The organism is Oceanimonas aquatica (assembly GCF_030732065.1).
GTDB lineage: Bacteria > Pseudomonadota > Gammaproteobacteria > Enterobacterales > Aeromonadaceae > Oceanimonas.
In genome coordinates, this window is sequence record NZ_JAVBHX010000006.1 from 34,437 (window position 1) to 50,617 (window position 16,181).

Annotated in this window: 18 protein-coding genes; 1 reads left to right on the forward strand and 17 read right to left on the reverse strand. The window is 60.9% G+C overall.

The window, feature by feature from the left end:
• Window positions 1–38 precede the first annotated feature (38 nt).
• Window positions 39–746, forward strand: a complete 708-nt coding sequence (locus tag Q9290_RS09725) for an inorganic diphosphatase (RefSeq protein WP_306079454.1) — start codon at window positions 39–41, stop codon at window positions 744–746.
• A gap of 112 nt (window positions 747–858) precedes the next feature.
• On the opposite strand, the gene fis is transcribed toward Q9290_RS09725, so the two are convergent.
• From fis to Q9290_RS09810, 17 genes are all read right to left on the reverse strand, one after another.
• Window positions 859–1,158: a DNA-binding transcriptional regulator Fis gene (gene fis / locus Q9290_RS09730; protein ID WP_306079455.1), complete on the reverse strand. Its 300-nt coding sequence runs from the start codon at window positions 1,156–1,158 to the stop codon at window positions 859–861.
• Between the two features lie 2 nt (window positions 1,159–1,160).
• Window positions 1,161–2,150 carry a tRNA dihydrouridine synthase DusB gene (gene dusB / locus Q9290_RS09735; protein WP_306079456.1) on the reverse strand — a complete coding sequence of 330 codons (990 nt, stop codon included), beginning with the start codon at window positions 2,148–2,150 and terminating at the stop codon, window positions 1,161–1,163.
• 173 nt (window positions 2,151–2,323) lie between these two features.
• Window positions 2,324–3,199 carry a 50S ribosomal protein L11 methyltransferase gene (gene prmA / locus Q9290_RS09740; protein WP_306079457.1) on the reverse strand — a complete coding sequence of 292 codons (876 nt, stop codon included), beginning with the start codon at window positions 3,197–3,199 and terminating at the stop codon, window positions 2,324–2,326.
• An 82-nt stretch (window positions 3,200–3,281) separates the two neighbouring features.
• Window positions 3,282–4,733, reverse strand: a complete 1,452-nt coding sequence (gene panF / locus Q9290_RS09745) for a sodium/pantothenate symporter (protein ID WP_306079458.1) — start codon at window positions 4,731–4,733, stop codon at window positions 3,282–3,284.
• Window positions 4,730–4,966 carry a DUF997 family protein gene (locus Q9290_RS09750; protein WP_306079459.1) on the reverse strand — a complete coding sequence of 79 codons (237 nt, stop codon included), beginning with the start codon at window positions 4,964–4,966 and terminating at the stop codon, window positions 4,730–4,732. The genes panF and Q9290_RS09750 overlap by 4 nt, the downstream gene beginning before the upstream one ends.
• 144 nt (window positions 4,967–5,110) lie before the next feature.
• Window positions 5,111–5,476 (reverse strand): RidA family protein, encoded by a 366-nt coding sequence (locus Q9290_RS09755; protein WP_306079460.1) that lies wholly within the window; start codon window positions 5,474–5,476, stop codon window positions 5,111–5,113.
• A 270-nt stretch (window positions 5,477–5,746) separates the two neighbouring features.
• Window positions 5,747–7,087, reverse strand: coding sequence for an acetyl-CoA carboxylase biotin carboxylase subunit (gene accC / locus Q9290_RS09760; protein ID WP_306079461.1), 1,341 nt, complete (start codon window positions 7,085–7,087; stop codon window positions 5,747–5,749).
• Window positions 7,088–7,096: 9 nt separating this feature from the next.
• Window positions 7,097–7,558 carry an acetyl-CoA carboxylase biotin carboxyl carrier protein gene (gene accB, locus Q9290_RS09765; protein WP_306079463.1) on the reverse strand — a complete coding sequence of 154 codons (462 nt, stop codon included), beginning with the start codon at window positions 7,556–7,558 and terminating at the stop codon, window positions 7,097–7,099.
• Between the two features lie 35 nt (window positions 7,559–7,593).
• A complete protein-coding gene (gene aroQ, locus Q9290_RS09770; RefSeq protein ID WP_306079464.1) occupies window positions 7,594–8,043 on the reverse strand; it encodes a type II 3-dehydroquinate dehydratase in 450 nt (149 codons plus the stop codon).
• Between the two features lie 323 nt (window positions 8,044–8,366).
• On the reverse strand, window positions 8,367–10,316 hold the full coding sequence (gene acs / locus Q9290_RS09775) for an acetate--CoA ligase (protein ID WP_306079465.1): 1,950 nt from the start codon (window positions 10,314–10,316) through the stop codon (window positions 8,367–8,369).
• A 167-nt stretch (window positions 10,317–10,483) separates the two neighbouring features.
• Entirely contained in the window at window positions 10,484–11,101 is a 618-nt protein-coding gene (locus Q9290_RS09780; protein ID WP_306079466.1) for a 3'-5' exonuclease, read from the reverse strand.
• Between the two features lie 126 nt (window positions 11,102–11,227).
• On the reverse strand, window positions 11,228–13,018 hold the full coding sequence (locus Q9290_RS09785; protein WP_306079467.1) for a putative nucleotidyltransferase substrate binding domain-containing protein: 1,791 nt from the start codon (window positions 13,016–13,018) through the stop codon (window positions 11,228–11,230).
• Window positions 13,019–13,096: 78 nt separating this feature from the next.
• Window positions 13,097–13,528, reverse strand: coding sequence for a YqaA family protein (locus tag Q9290_RS09790; protein ID WP_306079468.1), 432 nt, complete (start codon window positions 13,526–13,528; stop codon window positions 13,097–13,099).
• Complete coding sequence (locus tag Q9290_RS09795; protein WP_306079469.1) at window positions 13,521–14,210, reverse strand: gamma-glutamyl-gamma-aminobutyrate hydrolase family protein; 690 nt, start codon at window positions 14,208–14,210, stop codon at window positions 13,521–13,523. Before Q9290_RS09795 ends, Q9290_RS09790 begins: the two co-directional genes overlap by 8 nt.
• On the reverse strand, window positions 14,198–15,166 hold the full coding sequence (locus Q9290_RS09800; RefSeq protein ID WP_306079470.1) for an amidoligase family protein: 969 nt from the start codon (window positions 15,164–15,166) through the stop codon (window positions 14,198–14,200). Before Q9290_RS09800 ends, Q9290_RS09795 begins: the two co-directional genes overlap by 13 nt.
• 12 nt (window positions 15,167–15,178) lie before the next feature.
• Window positions 15,179–15,523 (reverse strand): DUF2956 domain-containing protein, encoded by a 345-nt coding sequence (locus Q9290_RS09805; protein WP_306079471.1) that lies wholly within the window; start codon window positions 15,521–15,523, stop codon window positions 15,179–15,181.
• A gap of 7 nt (window positions 15,524–15,530) precedes the next feature.
• Window positions 15,531–16,151 carry a molecular chaperone TorD family protein gene (locus Q9290_RS09810; RefSeq protein ID WP_306079472.1) on the reverse strand — a complete coding sequence of 207 codons (621 nt, stop codon included), beginning with the start codon at window positions 16,149–16,151 and terminating at the stop codon, window positions 15,531–15,533.
• Window positions 16,152–16,181: the final 30 nt, after the last annotated feature.

Genomic DNA, 16,181 nt, shown 5'->3' on the forward strand with positions numbered 1-16,181 from the left:
GCATAGTGGTTCAACTCACTTTCAAGGAGTTGAATCACATGAAAAAAATCCTGACGCTGTCTGCCGCTGCCGGCCTGGTGATGTTATCTAGTGCGGCTCATGCCAACACCCTGGGTGGCCTGGCCTTTTCGGGCTCCACTCCTCATGCCGCCGCCATGATGGTAAAGGACGACTTTACCATTGCGGGCAAGGCGGATCTGATGGCGCTGAAGGCCATGAACGAGGACGGCACCGTGAAGGCCATTGTCGAAATTCCTGCCGGCACCTCGGCCAAGTGGGAAGTGAGCAAGGAAGATCCCAAGGCGGTGTATTGGGAGTATAAAAAGGGCAAGCCGCGGGTGGTGAATTACCTGGGTTATCCGGGCAACTATGGCGCCATACCGGGTACGGCCCTGCCCAAGGAGCTGGGCGGAGACGGTGATCCGCTGGATGTGATTGTGCTGGGTCAGGCGGTGCCTCGGGGTGAAGTGGTGGACGTGCGCGTGATTGGTGTGCTGAAGATGCTGGATGACGGTGAGCAGGACGACAAGCTGATTGCCGTGCTGGCCAACGATTCCCCTTTTGCCCATATCGAGACCATGGCGCAACTGGATGAAGAGTATGCCGGTGTCAGCCAGATCATCGATCTGTGGTTTGCCAATTACAAAGGTCCGGACGGCGGCATGGAAGGTCTGGGCTTTGAAGACGCCGCCTCGGCCCGCAAGGTGCTGGATGCCGCTGCCGCCCACTTTGAAGCCTCGCGTTAATACGCCTTTCAACGGTTACCGCAGTGCACCAGCTGGTGCTGCACACCAAAAGAAAAAGGCGTTAACTCTTTCGAGTTAGCGCCTTTAAAATCAATATCTTGACTGACTGCTATCAGTTCATGCCGTATTTCTTGAGCTTCTTGCGCAGGGTGCCGCGGTTAATGCCCATCATGTTGGCAGCGCGGGTCTGGTTACCGCGGGTGTACTGCATGATCACGTCCAGCATGGGCGCTTCGACTTCGGAGAGAACCAGTTCATACAGCTCGGTCACTTCCTGGCCGTTGAGCTGGGACAGGTAGTTGCGCAGGGCCTGCTCCACGGAGTTGCGCAGCGGGCGCTGGGTCGGCTGCTCGGAAGTCGTAGATTTGGTGGTGGTTACCAGTGCGTCAGAAGTCGTAGTTTGTTCGAACATATTCAGTCGGCTCTTCTATTGTTCGTTAAGCTATTATTCGCGAAAAACTGCTCCAAGGCGTCGAGCTGTTGCCCGGCATCCTCGATAGCGTTGAAATTACGGCGAAAGTCACGGCCCGCCTCACTTTCCTGCAAGTACCATCCCACATGCTTTCGGGCAATCCTTGCACCCATTACCTCACCATAAAAATCATGCAGTGCGGTAACGTGTTCCCGAATCATTGCCTGCTCCTGTTCCCTGGGGAGCGGGGCGGGCGTGGTGCCATGCTCAAGATAGTGGCGGATTTCTCTGAAAATCCACGGCCGTCCCTGGGCAGCCCGGCCAATCATGATGGCATCGGCGCCGGTGTAATCCAGCACAAAACGCGCCTTTTGCGGGCTGGTGATGTCTCCGTTGGCAACAACGGGCATCGAGACGGCCTGTTTGATTGCCCTGATGGTGTCGTATTCGGCGTTCCCCTTGTACATGCAGGCGCGCGTGCGGCCATGCACGGCCAGGGCTCGAATTCCGCTGTCTTCGGCAATGCGGGCAATGTGCACGCCGTTGCGGTTATCCGGATCCCAGCCGGTACGAATTTTCAGGGTCACCGGCACCGACACTGCATTCACCACGGCGCTGACGATGTCCTGCACCAGCTCCGGGAATTGCAGCAGGGCGGAGCCTGCCATCTTCTTGTTTACTTTCTTTGCCGGGCAGCCCATGTTGATGTCGATGATCTGCGCGCCCTGATCCACATTGTATCGGGCGGCATCGGCCATCAACGCCGGATCGGCACCGGCAATCTGCACGGAGCGAATGCCGGTTTCCCCTTCATGATCCATACGCCGGCGCGATTTGTCGGAATCCCGCAAACGGGGATTGGCCGACATCATTTCCGACACGGCCATACCGGCCCCCATGCGCATGCACAGGGTGCGGAAGGGTCGGTCGGTTACGCCCGCCATGGGTGCCACCAGCAAGGGGGCGTCCAGTTTGTAAGGACCAATTTCCATGAGGTTAAGGCTGCTTCGGCTCAGGGTCGCGTATCTTACGCATTTTTGACGGTGCTGAAAAGCTCACAAATTGACCGGCGCGAAATTTTTTATAAGTCAAGATGCCGGTGCATTTTTTATGCAGTTTCGAGGCCGGTTTGAGCCTTAAAAAAGGCCCCATCAGGGGCCTTTTGTCAGCGTTTGCTGCCGTTCAGGCGGGCCCATTCTTCCCGGAACTCGGGCTCGGCCATGTCGAACCACTGGTCGTAAACCTGATTCAGCCCGTCGGCCTGGGTTTCGAGAATACCGGACAGTGCCAGCAGGCCGCCCGGGCGCACCAGGCCGCTGATGATGGGGGAGAGCTCTTTCAGCGGGCCGGCCAGAATGTTGGCCACCACCACGTCGGCGGTGAGACCGTCGGGCTGATCCTGAGGCAGATACACGCTCAGGCGGTCGGCCACGCCATTGCGCTCGGCGTTGTCGCGGCTGGCCTGCAGGGCCTGGGGATCAATGTCGATACCAATCACTTCCTTCGCACCCAGCTTCAGTGCCGCCAGCGCCAGAATGCCGGAGCCGCAGCCAAAGTCGATCACGGTTTTGCCGGTCAGATCCTGACCGTCGAGCCATTCCAGGCACAGGGCGGTGGTGGGGTGGGTGCCGGTGCCAAAGGCCAGGCCCGGATCCAGCATCACGTTCACCGCATCGGGCTCGGGCACGTCACGCCAGCTGGGGCAGATCCACAGCCGCTTGCCAAAGCGCATGGGGTGAAAGCTGTCCATCCACTCGCGCACCCAGTCCTTGTTTTCCAGCTGCTCGACTTTGTACACCAGATCCTTGCGGTAGAACTTCTTCAAAAAGTCGATGATGGGCGCCGGATCGGTTTCGGCGTCGAACAGGCCTACTACTACGGTGTCGTCCCACAGCAGGGTTTCACCGGGCAGGGGCTCGAACACCGGCTTGTCTTCGGCGTCCATGTAGGTCACCGCCTGGGCGCCGCGGCCGGAGAGCATGTTGCTGACCTTGTCGGCGGTCTTTTCGGTGGCGTTGATGCGAATTTGTATCCAGGGCATGGCGTGCTTCGTTAAAGGGCTAAAGGAGTAATTCTATCACCGGCGGGCCCGAGTGTCCGCTGGCGCGGACACTCGAACAGGCTCAGCGGCCGAACAGGGCGCGCACCTCGGCCGAGGGCGGTGGTGTCAGCAGTGAAGCCACCACATAGGCCAGGCCCGAGAGCGCCAGGCTGGGCACTATGGCGTGCAGCCCCAGGGGCTTGATGCCCAGGTTCAGCAACAGGCTGTAACTGATGGCGCCGGTGAGCATGGAGGCCAGCGCCCCCGTGCTGTTGCCCCGCCACCAGTACAGGCCCAGCACCAGGGGCCAGAAAAAGATCGCTTGCAAGGCACCAAAGGCCATCAGGTTCAGCCAGATGATCATCTCCGGCGGGCTCAGGGCGGCCCACAGCACAATCAGCCCCAGCACCAGGGTCACCAGCTTGCTGGCACGCTTGATGGTGGCGGGCGCCGGTTGGGTTTTGCACAGGTGGTTGAGGTAGAGATCCTTTACCAGGGTGGCGGCGGCCTGAATGAGCTGAGAGTCGATGGTCGACATAATGGCGGCCATGGGGCCGGCCAGGAACAGCCCGGCCACCAGCGGTGGCAGCACGGTGAGCATGAGCGTTGGCATCACCTTGTCGGGCACGGTCAGCTCGGGCACCAGCACGCGGCCAAGGGCACCGGCGAAGTGCATGCCAAACATCAACACGGCCCCAACAAGCGTGCCGATAATAATGCCCCTGTGCATGGCGGAGCTGTCCTTGTAGGCCAGGCAGCGTACCGCCGAGTGGGGAAGGCCAATCACTCCAAAGCACACCAGCACCCAGAACGACAGCATAAAGCTTATGCCCAGCATGCCGTCGGGCCCCTGAGGCTGCACCAGCCCGGGATCGATGGCTTCCAGCTTGGTAAACATGGCCGCCGCGCCACCGCCGGCCTGCAGCACCCCGGCCAGCAGCACCACAGTGCCGAGCAGCATCAGTATGCCCTGCACCGCATCGGTGACCACCACGGCACGAAAGCCGCCCACCAGGGTGTAGAGCAGCACGGCGCCGGCAAACAGCATGAGTCCGCTCTGGTACGACAACCCGGTCACGGTTTCCAGCAGCCGGGCGCCGCCAATAAACTGCACCACCATGGTGGCGACAAAGGCGGCGAGCAGCCCCAGGCCTGCCAGCAGCACCACCAGCGGGCTTTGGTAGCGGGCCTGCAGCATGTCGTTGATGGTGAGGGCATTTACTCGCCGGGCAATGTGCGCAAACTGCTTGCCCAGCACCCCCAGGGTCAGCCATACCGTGGGCACCTGGATCATGGCCAGCAGCACCCAGCCCAGTCCCATGCGATAGGCCGCCCCCGGTCCGCCAATAAAGGAGGAGGCCGAGGCATAGGTGGCCACCATGGTCATGGCCAGCACAAAGCCGCCCATGGAGCGGCTGCCAAGAAAATAGTCCTGCACAAAGCCGCTTGTACTTTGGCGCCGGCCCAGCCACAGCCCCAGGCCAATCATCACGGCCAGGTACGCCAGCAGGGGAAGGGTTAACGCAGCATTCATGAGGAAGCTTCCAGGTTTACCGCTTTAAAACACCAGCGCACCATGAGCGCGCAAAGCACAATAAACAGCAGCGGGTTAAACAGGCAGCTCAGCACAAACCACAGCGGCCAGCCGGCCAGGGTGAGTGCCGGCGGCACCAGCCAGGCGCAGGCCGCCCAGAGCGCCAGATACAGCAGGGCCAGCAGCACGCTGAGCAGGGCTTCGCGCCGGGCAATGGATACAATGGGGTTCATGACGAGGGCTCCTTCGAATCGGGCGCAGCATACCAGCGAGTGAATAGTGGGACAAATACGGGATGGGAGAGTGCGAATTGTGTCACTTGCACTCGCTCCCACGTGAAACGTGGGAGCGTATACCGGGTCAAGCACGGTATGAGATTACTTCAAATATTCCTCGCCGGCGGCGGCGACAAAGGCCATTTCCACCAGATAGCCGGGATTGGCCAGCTCGGCCTTTACGCAGGCGCGGCTGGGAGCGGTGCCGTCCGGGAACCAGTCATCCCACACTTCGTTGAAGGCGGGCAGGTTGGCAAAGTCGGTGAGGTAAATGGTCACCGACAGCAGCCGGCCCTTGTCGCTGCCAATTTTGGCCAGGGCTTCTTCGGCCTGGGCCATCACCTGCCGGGTTTGCTCCTGAATGCCGGCGGACAGATCGCACTCGGGCACTTCCACAAAATGGGCGATGCCGTTGAACACGGTAATGTCGGACCAGCGTTTGCACGGGTTAATGCGATGAATGTTCATGTCTTCTTTGTCTCAGTGGGCTGAGGGAGTAGTTTACCGGCTGGTCTGTTCGGGAAAAACCGTTTAAGACTGCCGTCATGCCCATGAAGATGGGCATCCAGAGCAGAAGCGCACGGCTTTGACTACGGCGTGGGCTGTGGCATGGACCCCCGTTCCCGTCTGCACGGGAATGACGTTCCTTCGCGGGGGATGACAACATAAGCGCGGGGGCGGAGCCCATAAACAAAAACGGCGCCGTCAGGCGCCGTTTTTTACGATTCCGCGAAAGCCTTACAGGCCCAGCTTCTTCTCAAGGTAATGGATGTTGGTTCCGCCATTGCGGAAGTTCTCATCGCTCATGATTTCCTTGTGCAGCGGAATGTTGGTCTTGATACCGTCAATCACCAGCTCGTTGAGGGCGTGCTTCATGCGGGCAATCGCGATGTCGCGGTTTTCGCCGTAGCAGATCAGCTTGCCGATCATGGAGTCGTAGTAGGGCGGTACCCGGTAACCGGCATAAATGTGGGAGTCCCAGCGTACACCCAGGCCACCCGGAGAGTGAAAGCGGGTGATCTCGCCCGGGCTCGGCACGAAGGTGCGCGGGTCTTCGGCGTTTATACGGCATTCGATGGCATGGCCACGCACCACCACCTGATCCTGAGTAATGGACAGCGGCAGGCCGGCGGCTACACGCAGCTGCTCCTTAATCAGATCCACACCGGTGATCATCTCGGTCACCGGGTGCTCCACCTGAATACGGGTGTTCATTTCAATGAAATAGAACTCACCGTTTTCGTACAGGAACTCAAAGGTACCGGCGCCGCGGTAGCCGATATCGACACAGGCCTTGCAGCAGCGCTCACCGATGAACTTGCGCATCTCGGCGGTAATGCCCGGGGCCGGCGCTTCTTCTACCACCTTCTGGTGGCGACGCTGCATGGAGCAGTCGCGCTCGGCCAGATGAATGGCGTTGCCCTGACCGTCTGCCAGCACCTGAATTTCGATGTGGCGCGGGTTTTCCAGGAATTTCTCCATGTACACCATGTCGTTGCCAAAGGCTGCACCGGCCTCGGCCTTGGTCATGGCGATGGAGTTTTCCAGCTCGGCCTCGGAGCGCACCACGCGCATGCCGCGACCACCGCCACCACCAGCGGCCTTGATGATCACCGGGTAACCAATGCGCTTGGCAATGGTGGCGTTGCGCTTGGCGTCGCCGCCAATGGGACCGTCGGAGCCGGGCACGCAGGGTACGCCGGCTTTCTTCATGGCCTCGATGGCGGACACCTTGTCACCCATCAGGCGAATGGTGTCGCCGCGCGGGCCGATGAAGATAAAGCCGGACTTTTCCACCTGGTCGGCAAAGTCGGCGTTTTCCGCCAGAAAGCCGTAACCGGGGTGAATGGCCACGGCGTCGGTCACTTCGGCGGCAGCAATGATGGACGGCACGTTCAGGTACGACTGAGTGGCCTGGTTGCCACCAATGCAGATGGACTCGTCGGCCAGCAGCACGTGCTTGAGGTCGCGGTCGGCAGTGGAGTGCACCGCTACCGTCTTGATTCCGAGCTCCTTGCAGGCGCGCAGAATGCGAAGAGCGATTTCACCGCGGTTGGCGATGACTACTTTATCCAGCATGGGAATTCCTTATTCGATGATGAACAGGGGCTCGTCGAATTCAACCGGCTGAGCGTTGTCGACCAGAATGGCCTTCACTACGCCGGCCTTGTCGGCCTCGATCTGGTTCATCATCTTCATGGCTTCAACAATGCACAGGGTGTCGCCCACGTTCACGGTCTGGCCGACTTCCACGAAGTTCTTGGCGCCGGGGCTGGAGGCACGGTAGAAGGTACCTACCATGGGAGAACGCATAACGTGGCCACTCATTTCGGGAGCAGCGGCTTCGGCGGCCGGGGCAGCAGCAGGAGCGGCGGCCGGGGCAGCGGCGGGAGCCGGAGCAGCCTGAAACATCTGCTGGGGCTGCATGGCCGGGGCCGGGTTACCGTAGCGGCTGATGCGTACGGACTCTTCGCCTTCGGCGATTTCCAGCTCGGCGATGCCGGATTCTTCAACCAGTTCGATCAGTTTCTTGATTTTACGAATATCCATGAGCGTTCTCTTTGTTTTGTTGATGCTGATATGAATCAGCGACGGGCCAGATAACGGGCCGCCGCCTCAAGGGCAAATTCGTAACCATCTGCACCCAGGCCGCAGATCACACCCACTGCCTTGTCCGCCAGGTAGGAATGGTGACGGAAGGGCTCGCGGGCATGCACGTTGGACAAATGCACTTCAATGAAGGGAATGTTCACGCCCAGCAGCGCATCGCGAATGGCCACGCTGGTGTGAGTGAAGGCGGCGGGATTGATAATGATGAAGTCCTGCCGGCCGTCGGCCTGGTGGATGGCGTCGAGCAGAACGTGTTCCGCGTTGGACTGAACATGGCTGAGTTCGATATCGCGCCCGGCGGCCTGCTCGGTCAGGCGGGCGACAATGTCGTTCAGGCTGTTGTTGCCGTAAATGCCCGGTTCGCGTCGGCCCAGCAGGTTAAGGTTTGGCCCGTTGAGCAGCAGAATTCGGTATTTGTCGGCCATTGTGCAGCAATCCTCGTCAATCTTGCGGTATTCACGTCGAGTATCAAGGAGCCTAGCGTTTTTTGCCGGTCGCTGGCAAATAAAATCACGCATTTCGGCTCGGTGCGCCCAATTATAGTGATTTCATGAAAATTGGCAGCAATTTACTGGTCTAATGACTAATAAATTTTTTTATCCGCACAGTGAGCAACCGACGTGTGTGGGCAGGTTTAACGGCAGAAAGTTCCGCAAACTGTTGTTGCTGCGACAAAAAGCGACAGAGGGTAAACCGCAGCCATAAAAAAACGCCGCGTGAAGCGGCGTTTTTCAGTGGCGAGTCAGGGTCAGGCGACCTTGCTGCGCTCTTCGATCAGGCGATCTACCACACCCGGATCCGCCAGGGTGGAGGTATCACCCAGGGAATCGGTATCGCCGGTGGCGATCTTGCGCAGAATACGGCGCATGATCTTGCCGGAGCGGGTCTTGGGCAGGCCTTCTGCCCAGTGGATTACATCCGGCGTGGCGATGGGGCCGATTTCCTTGCGCACCCAGTCTTTTACTTCCTTGTGCAGCTCGGCGGACGGTACTTCGCCGGCATTGAGCGTCACATAGGCGTAAATGCCCTGGCCCTTGATGTCGTGGGGCACACCCACCACGGCGGCTTCGGCGATCTTGGCATGAGCCACCAGCGCCGATTCGATTTCGGCGGTACCCATGCGGTGACCGGACACGTTCAGTACGTCATCCACCCGGCCGGTGATCCAGTAGTAGCCGTCTTCGTCGCGACGGGCACCATCACCACTGAAGTAGGTACCGGGGAAGGTGGAGAAGTAGGTTTGCTCAAAGCGGTCGTGATCACCATAGATGGTGCGCATCTGACCGGGCCAGGAGTCCAGGATCACCAGGTTGCCGTCGGTGGCGCCGTCCAGAATGGTGCCTTCGCCGTCTACCAGCGCCGGTTGCACGCCAAAGAAGGGGCGGGTAGCAGAGCCGGGCTTGAGATCGGTGGCGCCGGGCAGCGGCGTGATCAGAATGCCGCCGGTTTCGGTCTGCCACCAGGTGTCGACGATGGGGCAGCGCTCGTCGCCGATCACCCGGTAGTACCATTCCCAGGCTTCCGGGTTGATGGGCTCACCCACCGAGCCCAGTACCCGCAGGCTGGAACGGCTGGTACCTTCCACCGCTTCGTCACCCTTGGCCATAAAGGCACGGATGGCGGTCGGGGCGGTATACAGAATGTTGACCTGGTGCTTGTCGACCACCTGCGCCATGCGGTTGGTCTTGGGATAGTTGGGCACGCCTTCAAACAGCAGGGTGGCGGCGCCGTTCGACAGCGGACCATAGATAAGATAGGTGTGACCGGTGATCCAGCCCACGTCGGCAGTACACCAGTACACGTCGCCCGGGTGGTAGTCGAAGATGTACTTGAAGGTCATGGTGGCATACACCAGATAACCGCCTGTGGTGTGCAGCACGCCCTTGGGGGTACCGGTAGAGCCGGAGGTGTACAGAATGAACAGCGGATCTTCGGCGTTCATTTCCACCGGTTCGCACTCGGCGCTTACCTTGGCAGTGGCTTCGTGCCACCAGATGTCGCGGTGATCGTGCCAGGCAATGTCACCACCGGTGCGCTGATACACGATCACGCTCTTGATGGAAGTAACATTCGGGTTGGTGAGGGCTTCGTCCACATTGGCCTTCAGCGCCACCTTGCGGCCACCGCGCAGACCTTCGTCGGCGGTGATCACCACCTTGGCCTTGGAATCGATAATACGGCTGGCGAGGGCATCGGGAGAGAAACCGCCGAAGACCACCGAGTGCACGGCGCCAATACGGGTACAGGCCAGCATGGCCACGGCCGCTTCCACCACCATGGGCATGTAGATGCTGACCACGTCGCCTTTCTGTACCCCTTGAGCCTTCAGTACGTTGGCAAAGCGGCATACCTGCTCGTGCAGCTCGCGGTAAGTCACCTTCTTGTCATCTTCGGGGCTGTCGCCTTCCCAGATGATGGCGACCTCGTCGGCCTTGGTGGCCAGATGACGGTCGATACAGTTGGCAGACAGGTTCAGGGTACCGTCTTCAAACCATTTGATGCTGATATGACCGGGGTCGTAGGAGGTGTTCTTGACCTTGGTGTAGGGTTTGATCCAGTCAACAATCTTGCCCTGCTCACCCCAGAAGGCTTCGGGGTTGTTGATGGACTGCTGATACATGGCTTGATAGCCGGCATCGTCCAGCAGTGCGGTCTTTGCAAACTCGGGCTTGACCGGATGAACCTTTACTTCACTCATTATTCCGCTCCTTGGTTGTAACCATTGGTTAACAAGGTGACCCAGATGGTCGTTACGCTCAATTAGACTTTCGGCTAGCCGAGGCCGGCCGGGGCTATGCGTATGATGTTTTCCTCGTCCAGTATACGGCCTTGAAAGGCGCTTGCCAGCCCGAACGGGACTTGCTTTTAACGATTGGTTAAAGAGTGATCCGGCGCCAGTGCCAGGTACATCAGCGCCGTGGTCAGGGCGTCGCCAAAGGCGGTGTGGCGGGCCAGCAGAGGAATGCCGAGGGTGCCGGCCATGTGTTCAAACCCCAGGTGAGGATCAATTTCGGGGTTTTGCCGCAGCTGGCGCTGACGGTAAAGATGGGCCAGCTCAATGTGCCGGTTGGGCAGATCAAAGCCGAACTGTTCCCGGGTCAGCCGGCTTAAAATGGCGATATCGAAGCGCACATGGTAGCCCAGCAACGGCCGGTTCTGAATAAATCCCAGCAGCCGGCCCAGGGCCTCGTGGGTGGGAGCGCCGGTCCCCAGATCCTGATGGCGCAGGCCGTGAATGCGAATGCTGTCGCCGGTGAGTTTGGGGCTGGCGCCCAGGGTCAGCTCCAGCCGCTGGCTGGTGAGCACCCGGCGGCCGCGAATGGGCACGGCGGCAATGGTCAGCACGTCGGCCTGGCGCGGGTCCAGACCGGTGGTTTCGGTGTCGATGGCGATTATTTCATCGCCCTGATAGGGTTCAAACAGGTGATTCCAGGGGCTGTCGGCAAACTTGCGGGCCAGCCACAGGCGCTTCAGTGGCAGCATTTTTTACTCCGTTTTATGCGGTCGGCGTCTGCTGCCTGGTCACTCCCGCGAAGGCGGGAGTCCAGGACGGCTTGCACCAATATCTGCAGAATGGATTCCGGCCCGGGGGGGCGGAATGACGGCACTCTACAAACCTCTTATCTGAAAATGCACTTCCAGCTTCTGCTTGAATTTTTTCACCACGTGCAGGGCGTGGCGCAGCAAGTCCCGCTGGTGCCGGGGCAGGCTGGCCGCGTCCAGCTGCTGGCTGAGGCCGTCGCCCCCCTTGGCCAGCTGCTGCTCTAGCCTGAGCTGCCAGAACAGGGTCAGCGCCGCGCTCAGGTTGTCGGCCTGCTCCGGCTCGAAAATCCGCTGGTCGGTGAGCAGACGAATGCGCTCCAGGGTGTTGGTCTCGGTCACGCCCTGCTCCAGGGCCAGGGCGCGCACGCCCTGTACCACCGGGAAAATGCCGCCGCGCTTGATGTCCAGCCCCTTGTCAGACTGCTTGATATCGCCAAAGAAGGTGAGCGGGGTATGAAAGCGCAGCGCCTGGCCGGCGAATTCGCTGAGCAGCAGTTCCCGGCCCTTGACCGCTTCCAGCAGGTGCTTCTGAAAGCGCCGCACCAGGGATTCGCGTCCGGCAATAAAATGGGGGTCGGCGATGATCGCCAGCTGCATGTGGCTTTCTGGCGTATTGCGCTCCACCCAGCCGTCCAGGCAGTGCTGCCAGTCGTCGAGCGAGCGTACCCAGTCGGGGTTGTTGACCATCACCTTGCCCGGGCAGGGCGGGTAGCCCAGGCGCTCGAGGTAGCGGCTGAACTGCTCGGCATAAGGCATTACCTCGGCGGGGCTCAGGTCGTTGTCGAGCACCAGGGCGTTGTCCTGATCGGTTTTCAGCACCTGCTCGCCCCGACCTTCGCTGCCCAGCACCATCAGTGCCAGCCGGTCATGCAATTCGGGCGGAAAGGCGAACTCAAAGGCCTTGCGCATCAGCTGGCCATTAAGACTGGCCAGCAGTTTCATGATAAAGGGCAGGCGCACGCCGTTGTTGTGCAGGTTTTCCACCAGCATCCCTAAGGTGGCGGCGGCCTCGGCCAGCTCGTCGATGCTCTCGGCGCGCAGTATGCGCAGCCCCAGCACCTGGGAATGGGTGGAAAACTGGCTCAGCAGCTGTGTCATTTCCAGAATGCCGGTCAGTTGCTCGCCTTCCTTCACCGCCACCCGTTCAATCTTGTGCTGGATCATCAGCATCAGGGCGTTGAACAGAAAGTCGCCCTTTTGCACCGCCACCAGGTTGAAGCTCGCCAGCACATGCACCGGCTCGCCGGCGGGCAGGGCGTCGAGCACGGCCCCATAGAGCAGATCGGTGCCGGTGAGCATGCCAAAGCTGCCGTCATGGGTAACGATCAGCGACTCCAGATGGTGGGTTTTGAGCAGCTGGGTGGCCTGAAAAATTGAGGTCTGGCCGTCGATCACCATGGCCGGCTGAATATTGCTGTTGTCGATGCGGGTAAGAATGAATTCCGACAGGTTCTTGCGCGGCGCGGCGGTTTGCTGCCGGCCCTTGAGATCGTGCTGGAACCAGGCGGCAAAGTCCGGGTTTTCGGTCATCAGGGTCAAAAACGCCTGGGTCGGCAGTACAAAGCACAGGGTTTCTTCCAGCGCCACATAGCCGTGGCGGCATTCGCCGTCGAACTGGCCGCGAATGTCGAACAGATCGTCGGTGGTGTACTGGGCAAATACCTCGCCGCGCTCTTTGTGGCGCTCTTCCACCACCCCCTTGAGAATGATGTGCAAACAGTCAATCAGCTGGCCTGGCTCCAGCAGGGTTTCGCCTTTGGCAAAATAGGCGATGTCGGTCTGGTCGAGCAGATCCTGGCGCTGATCCGGGGTCAGGGTATTAAAGGGGGGATGATCGAAATTGAACTGATCCTGCATACGGGCCTCCTTGCCGCTATCAGCCCAGTATTGCAGTGCAGGCGGGCTTTTCCAGCCGACTTTGGTCGCAGACGCCTTCTACAACAGCAGGGTGTCGGCGAACCAGATCACCACGGCATAGCGCAGCGCCTTGCCGATAAACACCAGCAGGGTAAACAGCGCCAGCCGTACCCGCATGATGCCGGCGATAAAGGTGAGGGCATCGCCGCCCACCGGCGCCCAGGCCAGCAGCAGCGACCAGACCCCAAAGCGCTGAAACCAGCGCTGGGCGCGATCCAGCTGTTTGTCGTTGACCGGAAACCAGCGTTTGTGGCGATAGTGCAGCAGGTATTTGCCCAGCCACCAGTTCACCATGGAGCCAAGGGTGTTGCCGATGCTGGCCAGGGTCCACAGCAGCAGGGCGGCGTCGGGCTGGCGGGTGAGCACTGCCGCCAGCACCACTTCCGAGTAAAAAGGGGCTATGGTGGCGGCGAGCAGGCTGCTGCCGAATACCAGCAGGTAATCAGTCATAGAGGGCCTCGGGCCAGCTGCGCTCGGCTGCACGTACCAGGTTCTGAAACAGCCGTCGCTGGCAGGGCAGGTAGGGCAAATATTCCGGATGCCACTGCACCCCCAGCATATAGTGATCCGTGGTGCTTTCTATGGCCTGAACAAAGCCGTCCAGATCCCGGGCCACCACCGCCAGGCCGCCCCCGAGCCGATCTACCGCCTGGTGATGCAGGCTGTTAATGCGCCAGCGCGGCGTCTGCATGATGCGGTTCAGCCGGCCACTGCCACAGCCAATGGCGGTCTTGCGCGGCAGCGGGGTGCGCCGGTTGGAGGTGTGCTGGCGCAGCGGGCGAATGTCGGCGTGCAGCGATCCGCCCAGCACCACGTTGATAAGCTGTGCCCCGCGGCAGATGCCGAGCAGGGGCAGGCTGGTGTCGAGGGCGTGCTCAATCAGCTCGATTTCAAAGGCGTCCCGTTCCGGATCTGCCGGTGCCCGGCCGGTATCGTGACCGTAGAGGGCGGCGTCGATGTCGTCGCCGCCACCGATGATTAAGCCTTGCAGCTGATCCCGCCGGTGCCGGCGCATATTGGCCGGGGTCAGATGCTGGCCCCGGCCGCCGGCGAGATGCAGCGCCAGGTTGCTGGCCCACCAGGCCAGGGGCAGGCGGCTGTTGGGGCCGGTTACGCCGATCAGCGCAGCCATGCGCGCACCTTCAGGCTCCAGGGATCCATAAAGTCCGGGGTCAGCTGATCCAGGTGGGCCAAATAGGCCCGGCAGGCGGCGTTCAGATGTGACTCGTCACTGGCCAGCTGTTCTACCTGCAGCCAGCCGGCCCAGGCGTGACGCAGCGACCATACCGGATTGTCGATATCGGAATTGGGTAGCCGGTAGTGCAGGGTGGGGCGGCGGTTGACCTTGTCGTCCTGCACCACCGCCTGCACTTTGTGTTCGTCATGCCAGGCCAGCAGCGGCAGCAGATCCATGGCCCGGTTGCGGGTGGGGTTCCAGGCCAGGTAGTCGGCGGTAAAGCCGGCCATGTCGGGCCGGTAGTCCGGGTTCAGTACCAGCCGCACATAGTCCTTGGGAAAGGCGCGAATATAGGGCGACAGCTTGCGGGCGGTGACGATGTCTTCGTGCTCTTCCAGCCAGTCGTGCAGGCACAGGTAGGCGCGAAAGTAGCGCAGCAGGGTGGTAATGCCGGTGTCGGGCAGCTCGGGATTCAGGTGCAGGCCAAAGGCGTAATGCAGGGCGTGGCGGGTGCCCCGGGCACCGTATTCCCGCAGCCGTTCAAACAGGCGGTTGAGCAGGTCGAGCCGGGACAGCGGCAGGGGCGGGCACACCAGCTCCAGGGGCACCAGTTGCAGCGCCAGGCTGCCCAGCAGATCGGTGGCGGCCTGCTCCAGTTCGCCGGGCGGGTGCCGGCGTTGTTCGCGGGCCAGCTGCTTGAGGTAGTCAAAATCGAGCTCGGCACGAAAGCGGCCCAATGGCGTGACAATGTCGAATTCGTATTCGGACACCGGCCGGCTCTCGCCCCCCAGGGTGTCGGCCACCAGGGTTACCAGTTGCGGCAGGGTCAGGCCACTGAACTCCAGCTCCACGCCCAGCCGGCGTTCCTTACCCTCGCAGGTATGCAGTGTGGTGGGCATGGGCAGTGGCATGGGGTCTCCTGTTCAGCCGTAGTGAGTCAGCCACAAGTATAGAAGGAAGCCGACCCAGCTAAGTCCCAGAAGAGTCCATGGTAACAGACTCGAGCGGGATGGCGAGGGTGGTTCGAACTCGGGCGGGGGAGTATCGGCGTCCTGCTGGCGCTGTTGCTGCCGGCGGGCCTTGTCGGCAGCGCGGGCCTTGGCCTTTTGCTGTTTCTTGTATTCCTCAATGCCCTTCTGAATCCCTTGAGCGATGAGCCGGGTCTGCTCTTTGGTCTGACCCGGACGCTGGGTGGCCTTGGCCACCCGCTCTGCTTCGGCCTGGGTTTCGGGCGAGGCTTCCGTCTTTTTGTGCTTGCTGTAACGCATGGGCGTTTTATTCCGCGACGTTGTTGAGGTAGTGCAGATCCATGATAAACACCGCCTGCAACAGGGCGGCGGCGGCGGCATAAAAGCCACTCTTGTCCCGCTCGCCACAACGCTCGGTAAAGGCCGGCAGCCAGTCAATCAGCTGAGTGTTGGCCAGCTCCCGCTGTTGATCCAGCAACCGGGCGCGTTCCTCTTCGTTGCCGGTATCGGCGGCGGCCATGGCCAGGGTGCCCATCATTTCCAGCTGGTTGCACACATGCAGCGGATCGTCGTCGCTCAATTGTGTGCCGTGCTGCTTGAGCAGCACCGTCATCAGCAGCAGGGCCTCCTGATCGGGCTCGGTCAGGCTGGTGATGTCGAGCAGTGACGGCGCCGCCGCCAGTGCCTGGTAGTCTTGCGCCAGATTGGCCCGGGGCGAGGGCTGGGCCAGCGCGCGCTCTGCCTGACCGCGAAAGGCCTCGGCGGTGTCGGTGAGCGGATCCAGGGTGGCCAGGCTGTCGAGGAAGCGGTGCATGTCGTAACCGCCGAATTCATTAAGATCGTCTTCGCTCAGGGGAGCGGCAAACAGGGCGGTAAACCAGTGATACAGCTGGGCCCGGCGCTGGGAAGTGACTCTGAACGCTTGCATAATCCCCTTTCACTTTAAATGGTCGGCCCT